The organism is Ralstonia mojiangensis, from assembly GCF_023955645.1.
In the GTDB taxonomy this organism is placed as follows: Bacteria; Pseudomonadota; Gammaproteobacteria; order Burkholderiales; family Burkholderiaceae; genus Ralstonia; species Ralstonia mojiangensis.
The window spans coordinates 770,309-785,424 of the sequence record NZ_JAMXHU010000004.1 but is presented as its reverse complement, the minus strand read 5'-3'; the positions used below and the strand labels follow the sequence as shown (position 1 = coordinate 785,424).

Here is a 15,116-nt window from a genome sequence, read left to right as displayed (position 1 = left end):
CCCCTCGTGAGCGGGGGTTCTCAAGCAGCGTCGAAACGCATGTCATATTGGCCCGTCCACTTCTTCGAGCGTTGCCCCACGCGCGTTGCATGAGCACCCGTCCTGCGCCCCTCTTTGCCAAAGCGATGTTTGTCTTTTCACTGGCGTTGCTGGTGATTGTTGGCATGTTCTACGCAGAAGCTGGCAGCGAGCCTTCGTCGGCCGACAGTCTGCACCTGATGCAGGCCGATTGGCAGACGACGGATGGGTCAGGCTTCCAGGCACCGCCGTCAACGTTCGACAGCGCATCGCTACCCAACGTCTGGCAGCACGCCGCACTGCCATATGCGCCCCCGATTGCGCTGCTGCGCCAGGCCGGCTCGAAGGCGCAGTCCCGTGCCGTACATACGACGTGGCTCAGGATCGCCGTACCCGCGTCGCCCGTGCAATCGGGGCCGCTGGCGCTGTACGGCGTGCGCATCAAGACCGACGGCACGATCGCGGTGTACGTCAACGGCCGGCTGGTGCATCGGGCGCAGGAACGCGGGCCGCTGTGGAACAGCACGCGTACGCCGCTGTGGGTCGCGCTGGACGAGCCGGGCGACGACGTGCCCGTGCGTGAGATTCTGCTGCGTCTGGAACACACCCAGGGCACGCAGGTGGCCGTCTCGTCGCTGTGGCTGGGCCCGATCGACGCGTTGAAGGGCCGCTACAACATCCGCCAGTGGCTGCAGCAGGAATTGCCCGCCGTGTTGAGTGCAGCGTTCCTCGCCATCGGCATCTTTGCGTTGTTTGTGTGGTTCCGGCGCGGCCACGAAACCGCCTATCTGCTGTTCTTCAACCTGGCCGTCACCTCGTTCCTGCGAGGGCTGCATTTCTATGTGGCGCAGCCGGTGGCCAACGATTGGTTTGCCTGGCTGACGGTCAATTCGCTGCTGTGGCTCGTGCTGGTGGTGCACTTTTTCCTGCGCCAACTGCATGGGCGACCGCTCGTGGGGTTCACGCGCACGCTGGTCATGGTGACTGTCGCGATTGGCGTGCTGACGCTGCCGATGCTGGCCGTGCTGCCCAATACGCCCAAGGTCACGCCGTTGATCTACCCGATTGCCGCGCTCATGGGCGCCGCCGTTGGCGTGGCCGGCGTGGCCAACGCCTGGCGCCGCTCCAACGAGGGCGTGATGGTGGCCATTGGTGTTGGCATCTGCACCTTGCTTGGCGTGACCGACTGGCTGCTGCAGAACAATTTCAGCAGCCCGGAAGGCTGGTACTTCGGCGCGTACACCAACGCCATCACGTTCGGCATTTTCGGCACGCTGATGTACCGGCGCTACGTCAACGCCATCGACGAAGTCGAACAGGCCAACGCCAACCTTGCACAGCGCCTGAAAGCGCGCGAGGCCGAACTTGAACTCAGCCACCAGAAATTGCGCGAGGCCGAACGGCAGCGCGCCATCAGCACGGAACGCCAGCGCCTGATGCAAGACATGCATGACGGGCTTGGTGCGTCGCTCATCAGTGCGATCCGCTCGGTGGAGCGTGGTGCCGTGAGCGAGGTGGATATCTCGCTCATCCTGAAAGGCTGCCTGGACGATCTGAAGCTGACCATCGATTCGATGGAACCGGTCGAGGCGGACTTGTTGCTGTTGCTCGCCACGCTGCGCTTTCGCCTGGAACCGCGCCTGGATGGCACGGGCATCGCCCTGTTGTGGGAGGTGCAAAAACTGCCGACGCTGCCATGGCTCGATCCATCCAGCGCGCTGCATATCCTGCGCATCGTGCAGGAGTGCATTGCGAACATCCTGCACCACACGCGCGCCAGCGAGATCCGCGTGGGTACCGCAGCAGACCCGGACGGCGTGCGCGTCGTCATCGAAGACAACGGCCAGGGGTTCGACGTGGAAAGTGCCCTGCGCGACGGCAAGGGGCATGGCCTGCGCAATCAGCAGCGCCGCGCGCAGGCGTTGGATGGGGCGGTCGATTGGGCGTCGGGGCCAGAAGGGACACGCTTCACGCTTTGGCTGCCGCTTGAGCGCAGCGCGTAAAGTGCCGACACCATGGCTGGCTGGCGCGCACTGCTGTTCCCGCTATGCAGTGCGCGCCGCAGCTCTCCCCCGTTTTGACCTGTGCTCTTTTCTTTTTTTTTTTTTTGGAACCGTCGCAGCATAGCGACGCGGGCTGGATTCGTCTGTGGAACAAATGCGCTACATGGCCCCACATCAAGCCGCAACGGCTTCCTGCATCCCAAATAATGCCAACGCCTGTGCAACACAGTCTTCGGTCGGTTGCACGCCGGTATCCAGCGTCAACCGGGGATGTAACGGCGGCTCGTAAGGATCGTCGATACCGGTGAGGTTGGCGATCGTTCCGGCTCTCGCCTTGCGATACAAGCCCTTCGGGTCACGCGCCTCACAAACGGACAGCGGTGTCGCGACATGCACCTCAAAGAAGCGTGATGCGCCCACGATCTGTCGAGCGCGCTCCCTGTCTTCACGGTACGGCGAGATCAGGGCAGCAATGGCCCAGGTGCCGGTGTTGTTCATCTGTGCGCACCACTGCGCCACTCGTCGCGCGTTTTCGCTGCGATCTGTCCGGGAGAAACCCAGATCGGCGCAGAGCTGTTGACGCAAGGCGCTGCCATCGAGCACCCGGCACGGCAAGCCGCGCGCCGTCAGCGCCTCCGCCACGGCCAGCGCCAAGGTGGTCTTACCGGCCGCGCTCAGCCCGGTCAACCAGAGTGTGGAAGGTGAGGGTTGCATGTCATGTGGTCGGCCGCTGGCGCCTCGCGCTGCTGCGACAGATTCAACTGCCTGTTGCGTCCGAGTATACGAAGGCAGTGCAGTGCGGCTCTGTAGAACAAATGTGCTACAGCGCGCTACGGGGCAGCGTGTTTACAATCCCGACACCTTGTCGCTGTTGGCACTGGTTCCGATTCGCTCCCCGGCCATATCGGAACCATCAAGCGCGGCTCGGGCTTGAGCGTCCTCAGCCGCGCAAGAAGCATTCGGTAGATTGGATTCAAGCAAAAGGCCCGCAGGAACACGCTGCGGGCCTTTTGCTTTTCGTCATGCCGGATGTGTGGCTCACCAGCCGTGGAACCGCGCCCACGTCTGCACCGTGCCCCGCGACGGCACCGCTTGGTATTCCGGAAATTGGGCACCCGTCGCGCACGCATGGTTGGGCAGTACACGCAGCTTCGTGCCGACCGGAAATCGCGCCGCCAAATCGTCGCGTACCGAGCCATCGCTGGCCGCCAGAATGCCGTGCTCCTGGTTTGCGCCAATCAGCATGAGCCCGTCGAGCGGCGTGCCGTCCAGCGCGCACGGTTGCCCATAGCCGAAGTCATGCGACTGCTTGGCGGTGCCGCGGTCACGGCTCATCGCCATCCATCCGGCGTCGACAATCACCCAGCCTTTGTCGGGCTGATGGCCAATCACGGTGGTCAGCACGCTCAGCGCGATCTCGTCCATCGCGCATACGCCCACGTTGTGCATGACCAGATCGAAGAACACGTAGACCCCCGCGCGCACCTCCGTCACGCCTTCGAGGTGTTCGGTGGCCAACGCGGTCGGCGTGGAGCCAATGCTCACGGCCGAGCACGGCATGCCAGCATCACGCAGGCGCTGCGCGGCGCGCACGCAACCGGCGCGCTCCTGCTCGGCCAATGCCGCCAGCGCGGCGCGGTCGTTCAGGTCGTAGCTGGAGCCGGCGTGCGTCATCACACCGCCCACGTCGATGCCGCCATCTTTCAGGATGCGGCCGACCTCCAGCAGCGCATCCTGCTCGGGTGTGATGCCGGAGCGGTGCCCATCGGTATCGACTTCGATCCACACTTCGCAGCGCTCGCCGTGTGCGCGGGCGTAGTCGACCACCGCGTGGGCCGCCTCGGCGTTGTCGACCACGAGCTTCAGATCGCAGCCCCGCTTGCGCAGCGCCATCGCGCGCGGCAGCTTGGTGGCGACAATGCCCACCGCGTACAGGATGTCCTTGATACCGGCGGCAAAGAAGGCCTCGGCCTCCTTCAACGTCGATACGGTGATGCCTTGTGCGCCGGCCGCCAACTGTGCGCGCACCACGTCGAGGCACTTGGTGGTCTTCACATGCGGGCGGAATTTCACGCCCAGCGCGTTCATGCGGTGCTGCATGCGGGCGACGTTGTGTTGCATGCGCGGCAGGTCGATCAACGCCGCGGGCGTGTCGACGGTTTCCAGGGTGTGCGTCTCAGGGGTCATGGTTGCATCCTCATGCGGCAAAACGGCGGGCCCAGGGCAGCAGATCTTCGAGCGTGGGCGAGGTGATCTCAGGCAACTGGGCGCCCTCCACCGGCGCCAGGCCGATGCGGTTGTGCCAGTACGTGCGCAGACCGACGGCCGCCGTGCCGAACATGTCGTAGCTGGAGCCCGCAACAAATGCCGCGTCAGCCGCATCCACGCCAAGTTGTTCAAGCGCCATGCGATAGGGCTTCGGATCGGGCTTGTACACGCCAGCCTGCTCGGCCGTGACAACGACATCCCAGGGAACAGGCAACAGCGCGGCGGCTTGCCGGCCCAGTCGTTCCGAGCAGTTGGTGACAACGGCCAGCTTGCAGTGCGGCTGCAACTGGGCCAGCGCTTGCGCAGCGCCGCTCCAAGGTGCCAGGTGCAACCAGTTGGCTTCCAGCGCTTCAGGGGCGGAGGCCAGCAAGCCGACGTTCTGCGCAGCCTGCCGAACCATCGTTTCATAAGGAACATACGTGCCGCAGCCGTACGTCAGCCGCAGATACTCTGCGCGCCACGTGCGGCCTGCCTGTTCAGAGCCAGCGGCATCGTTCCACAGCGACCACGAATCGAGCAGCGCTGTCAGCAGATCGAACAGGATGGCCTTGGGATAGGCGGCGTCGGGAGAAACCGTAGAAGCATTCACGCTTGTCACCTGCAAATCGGTAGAAATCGATGCCACCGATTGTAGGTACCGCACGCCGGCTTTCGGTGAAGTCGGCTTGAATCAAAGATTCAGTATTGCTACATCAAGCGCGCCAGGGTGGCTGCGGCTTGAAGCGGCTTTGCAGCGCCTGCATGAAGTGACGCGTACGTTGCGGCAACCCCGCGCGGTTGTGCGTGAGCGCGATCACGTTGGCGTCCGGCGCCTTCCAGCCGGGCAGCAATCGCACGAGGCGACCTGCGCGCAGGTCGTCGGCGACATCCCATTCGGAGCGCAGGATCACGCCACGCCCTTCGCATGCCCACTGTCGAATGACATCGCCGTCGTTGCAGATGAGCTGCCTGGGCACGCGCACGCTGCGGCTCGTGCGGCCTTTGCTGAAGTGCCAGAGCGACACGTCTTCCTTGTTCTCGCGCAGCACGATGCAGGGCATCGCGGCCAGGTCATCGGGCGTTTCCGGCAAGCCGAAGCGCTTCACCAACGCGGGGGAAGCGCAGACAAAGCGTGCATTCGGCGCAATCGCATGGCCGACAAGGTTCGACACCTGCAGTGCGCCGATGTGCACGACCACATCAAAGCGGTCCGCGGCTTCGACCAGCGGCGCATCGGACAGCGCCAGTTCGATGTCGACGTCGGGATGCTGCTGCTGAAAATCTGCAATGACGGGCGCCACGTAGCGTCGCCCAAACCCCAGCGGCGCATTCACCTTGAGCGTGCCCACCAAGCCGCCCCGGCGCGTGTGCAAATCCTCCGATAGTGCATCGAGCTGGCGGATCAGCTCTGCTCCACGCTCGCACAGCAGCGCGCCCTCTTGCGTAAAGCGCAGGCTGCGCGCCGTGCGATCGACCAGCCGTGTGCCCAGCTTCTTCTCCAGCTGCTGCAAGCGCTGCGACACGGCGGATGGCGTCAGGTCGAGCGCCCGCGCCGTCGCCACCAGGCTGCCGTTGTCCTGGATGGCGAGCAGGAAGCGCAGGTCGGCCGAATCCGTCATGGGTTACTTGCCGGCAAAGCGGTCCGTTGCGGCCAGCAGTTGATCGAGGATGCCCGGTTCGGACCACGCATGGCCGGCACCTTCGATCAGGTGGAAGTCCGAATCCGGCCACGCCTGATGCAACGCATACGCATAGCGCGCGGGGCACGGCATGTCGTAGCGGCCATGCACGATCACGCCCGGAATGCCCGCCAGCTTATGTGCCTCGCGCAGTAACTGGCCCTCTTCCAGCCAGCACTGATGCGTGAAGTAGTGATTCTCCAGCCGCGCGAAAGCCAGCGCGAAATGGTCGTCGGCGTGCTTGGCGCTGTTGCTCGGGTCGGGCAGCAGCGTGATGGTCTCGCCTTCCCATACGCTCCAGGCGCGGGCGGCTTCGATCTGCTTGGCGGTGTCGTTGCCGGTGAGCACTTTGCGATAGGCCGCAATCATGTCGCCGCGGTCGCCCTCCGGAATGGGTGCCTGAAAGCGTGCCCATTTCTCGGGGAACATCTCCGACACGCCGTACTGGTAGTACCAGCGCAGCTCGGCCTGCGTGACGGTGTAGATACCCCGCAGCACGAGTTCGCTCACATGCTGCGGATACTTCTGCGCGTAAGCGAGCGCCAACGTCGAACCCCATGAGCCGCCGAAAACAAGCCAGCGCTCAGCCCCGGCAATCGCGCGCAGGCGTTCGATATCGGCCACGAGATGCCACGTGGTGTTGGCCTCCAGGCCTGCGTGCGGCGTGGAGCGCCCGCAGCCGCGCTGGTCGAACAGCATCACGTCGTAGCGTGCCGGATCGAACACGCGACGGTGATCTGCCGAAACACCGCCGCCCGGCCCGCCGTGCAGGAACACCGCCGGCTTGGCACCGGGCGTACCAACGCGCTCGTAGTAGATCGTGTGGCCATCGCCCACGTCGAGCATGCCGGTTTCATAGGGCTCGATTGGCGGATACAGGGTACGCAGTGCAGTCATGGTCGGTCCTGTCGAAAGGTTGCCGGAAGAATGGGCTGATTCTACAGAGGGGTTCTCGCTTGCACATATTTTTGAACGACGCATAAAATTGCGCATCGTTTAAAAAGTGCGAGCCGCCAATGTCGTCCAGTCCGATCCCCATTGAAGCCGGCCGCCGCGAACGCAAGCGCACCCAGACGCTGGACCACCTGGCGGCCACGGCGTTTTCCCTGTTCGAGCAGCACGGTTACGACGCCGTGACGATGGAGCAGATTGCCGCGCAGGCCGATGTGTCCAAAGGCACGCTGTACAACCACTTTCCAGTCAAGGAAGCCCTGCTGGCGCACCAGTTCCACGCCGAGCTGGCGGCTGGCGGCGCCCAATTGCGTGCGCAGATCGAGGCACAGCCGGATTTCGCCTCGCGCCTGGCGGTGCTGCTTTCGGCCTCGGCCGATTGGTGCGATGTGCGCCGGCCCTATCTGGCCGCGTATTTCCGCTACCGTTTTGCCAGCGCTGACTTGGCCGCCCGCAACCGCGACAGCGACAAGCGCAGCGGGCTCGAAGCGGTGTTCATGGCGCTCATCGACGCTGCGCAGCGCTCGGGCGAGCTCGACACCCGATTCGATGCCGAGCAGCTGGCAGGGCTGTTCGAGTACTTGTACCTCGGCGCGCTCATGCGCTGGCTGGCACGTCCCGAAACAGACCTGCACGCGGGTTTCTCCGCCGTCATCGACCTGTTCCTGCACGGCATGGCCCGCAAGGAGGCGTGATGAATCCGCTCGTGCTCGATTGGCCAGCTGCGGCGCAGGCTGGTGCCGCAGTGGCGGGCGGCAAGGGCTGGCAGCTTGGCCGCATGGCGAGACTCGGCGTGCCGGTGCCCGATGGTTTCGTGCTGGCCGCAGATGCCAGCCTCAGGCGGAATCACGGCGATGCAGTGCCCGATACGGTGCTGGCTGCCATCGCGCAGGCGCTGGCCGCGCGCGGCTGGCAGAACGCGCCGCTGGCTGTGCGCTCCTCCGCGCCGCAGGAAGATTCCGCGCAACGCTCGTTCGCGGGCATTCACGAGACGCGCCTGAACGTGATTGGCGTGCAGGCGCTGGCGGACGCGGTGCGCGCCGTGTGGGACTCGGCGCACGCACCGCAAGCGTTGGCATACCGGGAACGCTTTGGCATCGACACTGCCGACCTGGCGATGGCCGTGGTCATCATGCCGATGCTGCCGGCGGTGGCCGCAGGCATCGCGTTCACGGGTGACCCGCTGACGGGCCGCGACGACCACATCGTCATCAACGCGCACTGGGGCTTGGGCGAAGCGCTGGTGGGCGGCCACGCCGATGGCGACGTCGACCGGCTGGAAGTACCGCCGCAAGACGACACGCTGCGCGTGATCGAACGCCGGATCGGCACCAAGCGCCACATGACGCGCGCGCTGGCCGAAGGCGGCACCACACTCGCCGACACCGCGACAGAAGACGCCCGCCGCGCCGTGCTGGACGACGCGCAGCTCGTCTCCCTTGCCACGGTGGCGCGCGACGCGGCACGCGCACTGAACTTTGCGCAGCCGCGCTATGACATCGAATGGGTCTGGGACGGGCAGCGCTTTTGGATCGTGCAGGCTCGCCCGATCACCACGGCCGGCCGCCAGACCTACGCCGCCCTGCAAACCCAGCCGACGTTCTGGACGCGGGGCAACACGCGCGAGGTGTTTCCCGCGCCGCTGTCGCCCATCGACTGGGTGCTCTACGGCCACGCGGCCAACCGCATGCTGACGCTGGCGTACTCGCTGGCAGGCTACGCGCTGTTGCCGGGGCTGGAGCGTGCCAGGCTGTTTGGCGGCCATGTGTACCTCGATGTCTCGTTGATGCAGTGGGAGGCATTTGACGCATTCGGCATTGCGCCGGAGGCCATCAATCGCATGCTGGGCGGCACGCAGCCTGAGATTGCGCTGCCGCGCGCCACATGGCCGCAGCGGCTGGCGCGCGGCGCGCGGCTCGTACGTTATTTGTGCAGCGCCGGCGCCGCGCGCCGCCATGCACAGAGCGATCTGAACCGCGCCCGCAAGCAAGCCGCGCAATGGCGTGAAGACGCGTGGCCGGAAGCAACAGCGGAGTTGGCCACCTGCCTGCGAGAACGCTTCAACATCGCGCGCAGCGCAGATGGCCTGTTCTTCCTCCAGGGCTCGGCGGGCGGCTCCGTTTCGGGCCTGGTCGACGTGATCGAAAAACAGTGCCCCGGCGAGGGCCACGCGATGGCCGCCGCGCTCATGGCAGGCGCAGAACCCAGCGTTACCGCGCAGCAAAGCTACGACCTGATGGCCCTGGCGCAAACCGCCACCGCCGACGCCGAAGCCCTCACCTGGCTTCGCGCCGACAACCGCATCGGCACGCAATGGGCGCAGCAACTGCCGGCACACAGCCCGTTCCGCCCGCACTTCAGTACGTTTCTGGAGCGCTACGGCCATCGCGCCATTGAAGAGAGCTACTTCCGCCGCCCGCGCTGGCGCGAGCAGCCCGACTATGTGCTCGACCTCATCGTCGGGCTGATTGGCAGCGACGCGCGCGCCGTGCGGCAACGGCAGCTGGCGGCGTCTGAGCGTGCGTGGGCGCGCCTACCGTTCTGGCTGCGTCCAATCGTGCGAGGGATGCTCAAGGGTGCCGTGCGCGACAGCAACCAGCGTGAAGCCGCACGCAGCGCGCTGGTGGCGTATCTGGAAGCGCTACGCATCGGCCTGCTGAAGCTGGCAGACAGGCTTGTCGGCGAGGAAGGACTCGATGCGCACGAAGACATCTTCAACCTGACGCTGGACGAATGCGTGGCCGCGGCCACCGGCGCGTTACCGCTGCGCTTCGCCGCCCAGCGGGCGCGTGAACGCCGCCGGCAACAGGGTGAGTGGGCCGTCTTGCAAGCGCCGGACATCGTCACCGAGCATGGCGAAGCGCCGGTCGCTTCCACCACGCCCATCGCCCTCACCGGAGATACCTGGAGCGGCACTGCCGTGGGCGCAGGCTCGGCACAGGGCCGAGCAAGGCTGGTCGATCACGCTGTTGCCGGCACGGCGCTGCAGGCTGGCGATATCCTCGTCGCCCCCAGCACCGACCCCGCCTGGACGCCGCTGTTTCTGAAGGCCGGCGGGCTCGTCATGGAAACCGGTGGATACCTGTCGCACGGTGCCATCGTGGCGCGGGAGTTCGGGATTCCGGCCGTGGTGAACCTCCCCGGCATCCGGGCCCAGTTGAAAGACGGCGAGACGATCTGTGTGGACGGCAATGCCGGCACGGTCAGCAGAGTGGCGGGTTAGGCACCCATATGTGGTGACGAGGCGACACTGGCGAATGCAGCTTTGCTGCGCCGCAATATTCGGACTAACATTCGGGTATTCCCCACTAGGGTTATCCCTAAATCAGTTCTCAGAAGGAATCGCCATGAACACCGTCGCTCTCAAAGCCGCCCCCGCCTCGCGCCTCGCCCGTTTCTGGCAAATCGTGCGCCGTGAAGCCAGCCGCGCCGTCGCGCTGCACGTGGAAAGCTGCGGCATGATGGCCGAGCTGTATCGCCGTTCGGGCCACTAAGCCGAACCTTCCCCCTGGGGCTCTGCGGACTCAGATCAGGTCTCGCTCCACTGCCGCATCAGGTTGTGATACACGCCGATGAGCGTGCGGCGCGCGGTGGCATCCGCGTCGGTCTGGTTGAGCGTCTGGATGGCGTTGTCCAGGTCGAACAGCATGGCGCGTTGCGCGTCATCGCGAATGAGGCTCTGGATCCAGAAGAAGCTCGCTACGCGCACCCCGCGCGTGATGGGCGTCACCTGATGCAGGCTCGTTGCCGGGTAGATCACCAGGTCACCGGCATTGAGCTTGACGCTGTGCATGCCATAGGTGTCTTCAATCTGCAGTTCGCCGCCGTCGTAGCTGGCGGGGTCTGACAGAAACAGCGTGGCCGAGATGTCGGTACGCAGCTTTGTGCCGTTGTGCGGATGGATACGCACGCTGCCATCGACATGCGCGCCGAAGGTCATGCCCTCGCCGTAGCGGTTGAACATCGGCGGGTACACCACGTTCGGCAGCGCCGCGCTGATGAAGCGCGGGTGCCGCTCCAGCACGCTCAGGATGAGCTGCTGGCACTGCAGGGCCACTTCCGCGCCCTCGTCGATCTGCTGGTTGACCTTGACCGGCGCCCCCGAATATCCGGCCGACACGCGGCCATCCACCCAGGCATCGCCCGCGTTGTCGAGCAGATCGCGTAGCGCAGCCACCTGCGCAGCGTTGAAGACGTTGGGAATGCAAACAAGCATGGCGCTGGAAGGAAACGGGGATGCAGCCGAGGGCCCATCCCCCAGCCATTACATCCGATACACCACCGACAGCATCGCCGCACGGCCGGTGCCCGGCACGGCGCGACCGCCATCGGAAGGAATCAGCGCATCGTAATACGTCTTGTTGAACACGTTGAACAGGTTCAGACGGACGTCGTATTTCGGCTGGTGGTAGGCCAGCATCGCATCCCAGCGCACGAAGCCGCCCACCTGCACCGTGTCGGTGTTGTTGGCGTAGCGCTGCGACATGTAGAACGCACCTGCGCCCACTTCCCAGTTCGGCAGGAAGGCGTAGCTCGTCCACACCGTCGCGGCGTGCTTGGGCGTGTTGGCCGGCGTCATGCCCTGCGTGCCCGCGGCGATGCCGTTGACGATCTGCGCGTCCAGGTACGTATAGCCCGCGAAAATCTGCAGCTTGTCGGTCACGTGACCCGTGGCACCCAGGCGCGCACCGCGCACGCGGATCTTGCCCGCCGACGTGTACGTCGTGCTGTCGATCTGTGTGCGGGCGTTGTCCTTGGTGATCTGGAACAGCGCCGAGCTGACCGACAGATCGCCGTTGAGCAAATCCCACTTGCCGCCGGCCTCATACGACTTGTTCTTCTCCGGGTCCAAACCCTGCTGGCCCGTGGTGCCTACGAGTTGCTCCAATGACGGGTTGAACGACGTGCCATACGACACGTAGTACGACTGCCAGTCCGTCGGCTGCCAGATGCCGCCCAGGCGCGTGCTGACAAAGTTCACGGTCTGCTGCGCGTACGGCAGCGCAGTGATCTTGGCCGACGCCGGCGTGTTCGCCGAATTCAGCGAGTTCGAAATGCTCGCCACGTAGCGGTCATAGCGCAGGCCGGCGACTGCCTTCCATTGCTTGGTGAATTCAATCGAATCGTTGAAGTACGCCGCCACCGTGTTGGCCGAACCGCCCTGCAGGTTGCCCAGGCTCGACGGTGTGCTGGCCGGCGATGTGGTGTAGTTGGGGCTGACCAGCGGCTCGCACGAGACAAAACCGCTCGTCATGCTCGACTGCGCCAGCGGAGTGCCGTTGCACGAGCCGTTGCGGTAATAGTTCTGGTTGTCGTAGCCGTCGTGGCCGAACTCGGTGCCGACCAGCAGCGTGTGCTTGACCGAACCCGTATCGAACTTGGCCGTCAGCTCGGTCTGGTTGAACAGCGAATAGTCACGGATGCGGCGGTCATGGCTTTGCAAACGCACCGACAGCGCCGAGAGCGGCAAGTTGCTGTTGGTCAGTGCCGTGAACACGCCCGACGAATTGACCGTACCCACCGCGTTTGGCGCTGTCTCGCGCGCGTCCGTCTGCACGTAATTGAACTGCGTCTGATTGCGCAGGCGCAGGTTGGGCGAGAACTTGTGATCGATATTGGCCGAGAACGACGCCACGTCCTGCGTGGTGCGGTCATCGGTGTAGCCGTAGTACGTCTTGGGGCTTACGTTGACCGGGTGGCCGTTGAGGTTCGGCACGCCATAGTCGGGCATGTCGCGGTTGTGCTGCAGCAGCGCGGACAGCGTCACCTCCGTGGGTGTGCCGATGCCGAAGCGCCACGACGGCGCAATGCCGAAATCCTGCGCGGTCATCTCGTCGCGCGTACTGGTCTTGCCGTTCTGCGCCATCGCGGCGATGCGGAAGGCAGAGGTGTCGGACGTCGGTGTGTTGACGTCGGCGGTCGCGCGCACCAAGCCGTTGGTCGTGACCGAACCGGTGATTTCCGTGGCGGCCTTCAGCTTCGGCTTCTTCGTCACCTGGTTGATGACGCCGCCCGTCGAACCGCGGCCGAACAGCATCGACGACGGGCCCATCAGCACTTCCACCGAATCGAGAGCGAACAAGTCGCGGTAGTACTGGCCGCGATCCCGGAAGCCGTCGAGGTAGATATCGGTACGCGCAGAGAAACCGTTCAGGTTGATGTTGTTGCCGATCTGCCCGCCTTCGGCCGCACCGATGGTGATGCCCGGCACGTTGCGCAACGCATCGGCCAGCGAGCTGCCGCCTTGCGCGTCGGTCAGCGCCTTGGGCACGACCGTCACCGATTGCGGCACATCGCGCAGGTTCTCGGGCAGCTTCGAGATGGAGCTTTTGGCGGCGTTGTAGTCGTCGCGCGGGGCGGCGCCCTTCACAACGGCTTCCGGCAACGTGGCGGTAGCGGGTGCCTGTGCAAGCGTGGCCTGCTGGGCAAGTGCGACGGTTGGGGTGGCAAACAGGGCCAACAGGGCGCTGGCAACGGGCGTGCGGCGGTTCATTGCGTGGTTTCTCCGGCGGCACTCTTCTATGGGTGCCAGCCGCTACGGAACGCCCTCCTGCGCCCGTGCCGCCGTGCACGAGAGTGCACTACGAATTGCGGACGCAAATATAAATGATAACGATTCGCAACAGCAACAAATTGTCGCAGTATTTCTTGAAAGTTCCCCAGAACGCACACTTTAAGGCGATCTATAGATCGCTTTTCCTTCTATTTAGCTGACAAGGCAAGCTGGTCACCACCAAATATTTCTACGTGACACTCTGGAGCCGGCAAAGCGTACCTATTTCTGCGTGCTGTCCGATGGCGATGGAAGGTGCCGCGCGTCGTCGCCGGCATCCTGACGATTGCGCGCCAGCGCACGCGCATATACCGACGGCGCGCCCGCCGCATGTGCCGTCACGTAGCCGGTAATGCACGCCAACATGAGCGGCAGCACCACCTGATACGACAGCGTCATCTCGAAGATCATCAGGATCGACATGAGCGGCGCATGCGTGGTGGCCGCCAGCAGCGCGCCCATGCCGACCACCGCGTAGCTGACCGGCACCGGCGCCGCATCCGGCAGCAGCGCGTGCATGCCCGTGCCGTACAGCAAACCCAGCGCAGCACCACAGAACAGCGTGGGGGTGAACACACCACCCACCGCGCCCGAGCCCGCGCTCGACGCCGTCGCCACCACTTTGCAGATCAGCACCAGCGCCACCGTCTGCCACAGCCACGGCTCATGCAGGAAGCCATTGACCACGCTGTAGCCGTTACCCCAGACCTCGGGCACGCCCGTGGACAGCGCACCGACAATCAACCCACCTGCGGCCAATCGCAGCGTGAGCGGCAGCTTGGTACGTGCAAACGCATCGCGCGCGCGGTCGATCAAACCGAGCAGCAGCGGGCCCACCATCCCCGCGGCCAGACCGAGGCCCAGATACGTCAACACTTCCCAGCCGGAAACGAAATCGAAGTGCGGCATCTCGTAGACCGCCCCGTACCCGAAGAACTGGCGCACCACGATGTCAGCTGTCACAGCCGCCACCAGCAGCGGCCCGAGCGTTGCCGTGGTGATGACGCCAAACACGATTTCGCAGACGAACACGGCGCCCGAGATAGGCGCGTTATAAGCGGAGGTGATGCCTGCGGCCGCACCGCACGCGACCAGTAGACGCAATTGCTCGACCGGCACGGGCGTCCAGCGCCGCAACACGCGGCCGACAAGCGAGCCGCACATTGCCGCCAATTGCACCATCGGCCCTTCGCGCCCGATCGAAGCGCCACTGGCCACCGAGCACAACGACGACGCACTGCGTACCAAGCTCTGCCGCGCGCTGAGCACGCCATCGCCCACGGCAATGGCTTCCATATAGTCTTCCGAGCCCTTTCGGGGGATCCACTTCAGGCCCACCTGCAAGGTGATGCCTGCCAGCAGTCCGCCCACCGTCGGCACCAGCAGTCGCGCCCACCACGGCAACGCGCGCGCCGTGGCCACCAGGCCCTGGTCCGTACCCGAGAGCCACCATTGCAGATGACGCAGGCACTCGCGAAACAGGATCGTCGAGAGGGCGCCCGCGCAGCCGATCACTCCAGCAATCACAAACACCAGATGCTCGCGACCGAACGGCAGCCGGGCAATCGCGCGGCGCCACCATGGCTGGTGGGGCACATCAGGTTGAGGCGGCGGCGTGTCGGTCATGTCGATTCGCGCAAGGACAGATCGACATGATAGCGGCGG

12 protein-coding genes are annotated in these 15,116 nt (G+C 65.0%); 4 read left to right on the top strand and 8 right to left on the bottom strand.

The window, feature by feature from the left end:
• Positions 1–89 precede the first annotated feature (89 nt).
• On the top strand, positions 90–2,021 hold the full coding sequence (locus tag NG898_RS20180; protein WP_252694083.1) for a sensor histidine kinase: 1,932 nt from the start codon (positions 90–92) through the stop codon (positions 2,019–2,021).
• A gap of 174 nt (positions 2,022–2,195) precedes the next feature.
• On the opposite strand, the gene cysC is transcribed toward NG898_RS20180, so the two are convergent.
• From cysC to pip, 5 genes are all read right to left on the bottom strand, one after another.
• Positions 2,196–2,735 carry an adenylyl-sulfate kinase gene (gene cysC, locus NG898_RS20175; protein WP_252694082.1) on the bottom strand — a complete coding sequence of 180 codons (540 nt, stop codon included), beginning with the start codon at positions 2,733–2,735 and terminating at the stop codon, positions 2,196–2,198.
• Between the two features lie 324 nt (positions 2,736–3,059).
• Positions 3,060–4,208, bottom strand: a complete 1,149-nt coding sequence (locus tag NG898_RS20170) for a DSD1 family PLP-dependent enzyme (protein WP_252694081.1) — start codon at positions 4,206–4,208, stop codon at positions 3,060–3,062.
• Positions 4,209–4,218: 10 nt separating this feature from the next.
• The gene (locus NG898_RS20165) at positions 4,219–4,887 is read right to left on the bottom strand and encodes an HAD-IA family hydrolase (RefSeq protein ID WP_252694174.1); all 669 of its coding nucleotides are present in this window, start codon (positions 4,885–4,887) and stop codon (positions 4,219–4,221) included.
• 94 nt (positions 4,888–4,981) lie between these two features.
• The gene (locus NG898_RS20160) at positions 4,982–5,887 is read right to left on the bottom strand and encodes a LysR family transcriptional regulator (RefSeq protein ID WP_252694080.1); all 906 of its coding nucleotides are present in this window, start codon (positions 5,885–5,887) and stop codon (positions 4,982–4,984) included.
• A gap of 3 nt (positions 5,888–5,890) precedes the next feature.
• Positions 5,891–6,844 (bottom strand): prolyl aminopeptidase, encoded by a 954-nt coding sequence (pip, locus tag NG898_RS20155; RefSeq protein ID WP_252694079.1) that lies wholly within the window; start codon positions 6,842–6,844, stop codon positions 5,891–5,893.
• A gap of 119 nt (positions 6,845–6,963) precedes the next feature.
• Between pip and NG898_RS20150 the strand changes: the two genes are divergently transcribed.
• The 3 genes from NG898_RS20150 to NG898_RS20140 all read left to right on the top strand — a co-directional run bounded on the left by NG898_RS20150 (position 6,964) and on the right by NG898_RS20140 (position 10,392).
• Positions 6,964–7,593 carry a TetR/AcrR family transcriptional regulator gene (locus NG898_RS20150; protein ID WP_252694078.1) on the top strand — a complete coding sequence of 210 codons (630 nt, stop codon included), beginning with the start codon at positions 6,964–6,966 and terminating at the stop codon, positions 7,591–7,593.
• Positions 7,593–10,121 (top strand): PEP/pyruvate-binding domain-containing protein, encoded by a 2,529-nt coding sequence (locus tag NG898_RS20145; protein ID WP_252694077.1) that lies wholly within the window; start codon positions 7,593–7,595, stop codon positions 10,119–10,121. The genes NG898_RS20150 and NG898_RS20145 overlap by 1 nt, the downstream gene beginning before the upstream one ends.
• Positions 10,122–10,245: 124 nt before the next feature.
• A complete protein-coding gene (locus tag NG898_RS20140; RefSeq protein WP_252694076.1) occupies positions 10,246–10,392 on the top strand; it encodes a hypothetical protein in 147 nt (48 codons plus the stop codon).
• A 35-nt stretch (positions 10,393–10,427) separates the two neighbouring features.
• On the opposite strand, the gene NG898_RS20135 is transcribed toward NG898_RS20140, so the two are convergent.
• The 3 genes from NG898_RS20135 to NG898_RS20125 all read right to left on the bottom strand — a co-directional run bounded on the left by NG898_RS20135 (position 10,428) and on the right by NG898_RS20125 (position 15,077).
• The gene (locus NG898_RS20135) at positions 10,428–11,114 is read right to left on the bottom strand and encodes a Fe2+-dependent dioxygenase (protein WP_027679602.1); all 687 of its coding nucleotides are present in this window, start codon (positions 11,112–11,114) and stop codon (positions 10,428–10,430) included.
• Between the two features lie 48 nt (positions 11,115–11,162).
• Positions 11,163–13,391, bottom strand: coding sequence for a TonB-dependent receptor (locus tag NG898_RS20130; RefSeq protein WP_252694075.1), 2,229 nt, complete (start codon positions 13,389–13,391; stop codon positions 11,163–11,165).
• 282 nt (positions 13,392–13,673) lie between these two features.
• Positions 13,674–15,077 carry a ClcB-like voltage-gated chloride channel protein gene (locus NG898_RS20125; RefSeq protein ID WP_252694074.1) on the bottom strand — a complete coding sequence of 468 codons (1,404 nt, stop codon included), beginning with the start codon at positions 15,075–15,077 and terminating at the stop codon, positions 13,674–13,676.
• Positions 15,078–15,116 lie beyond the last annotated feature (39 nt).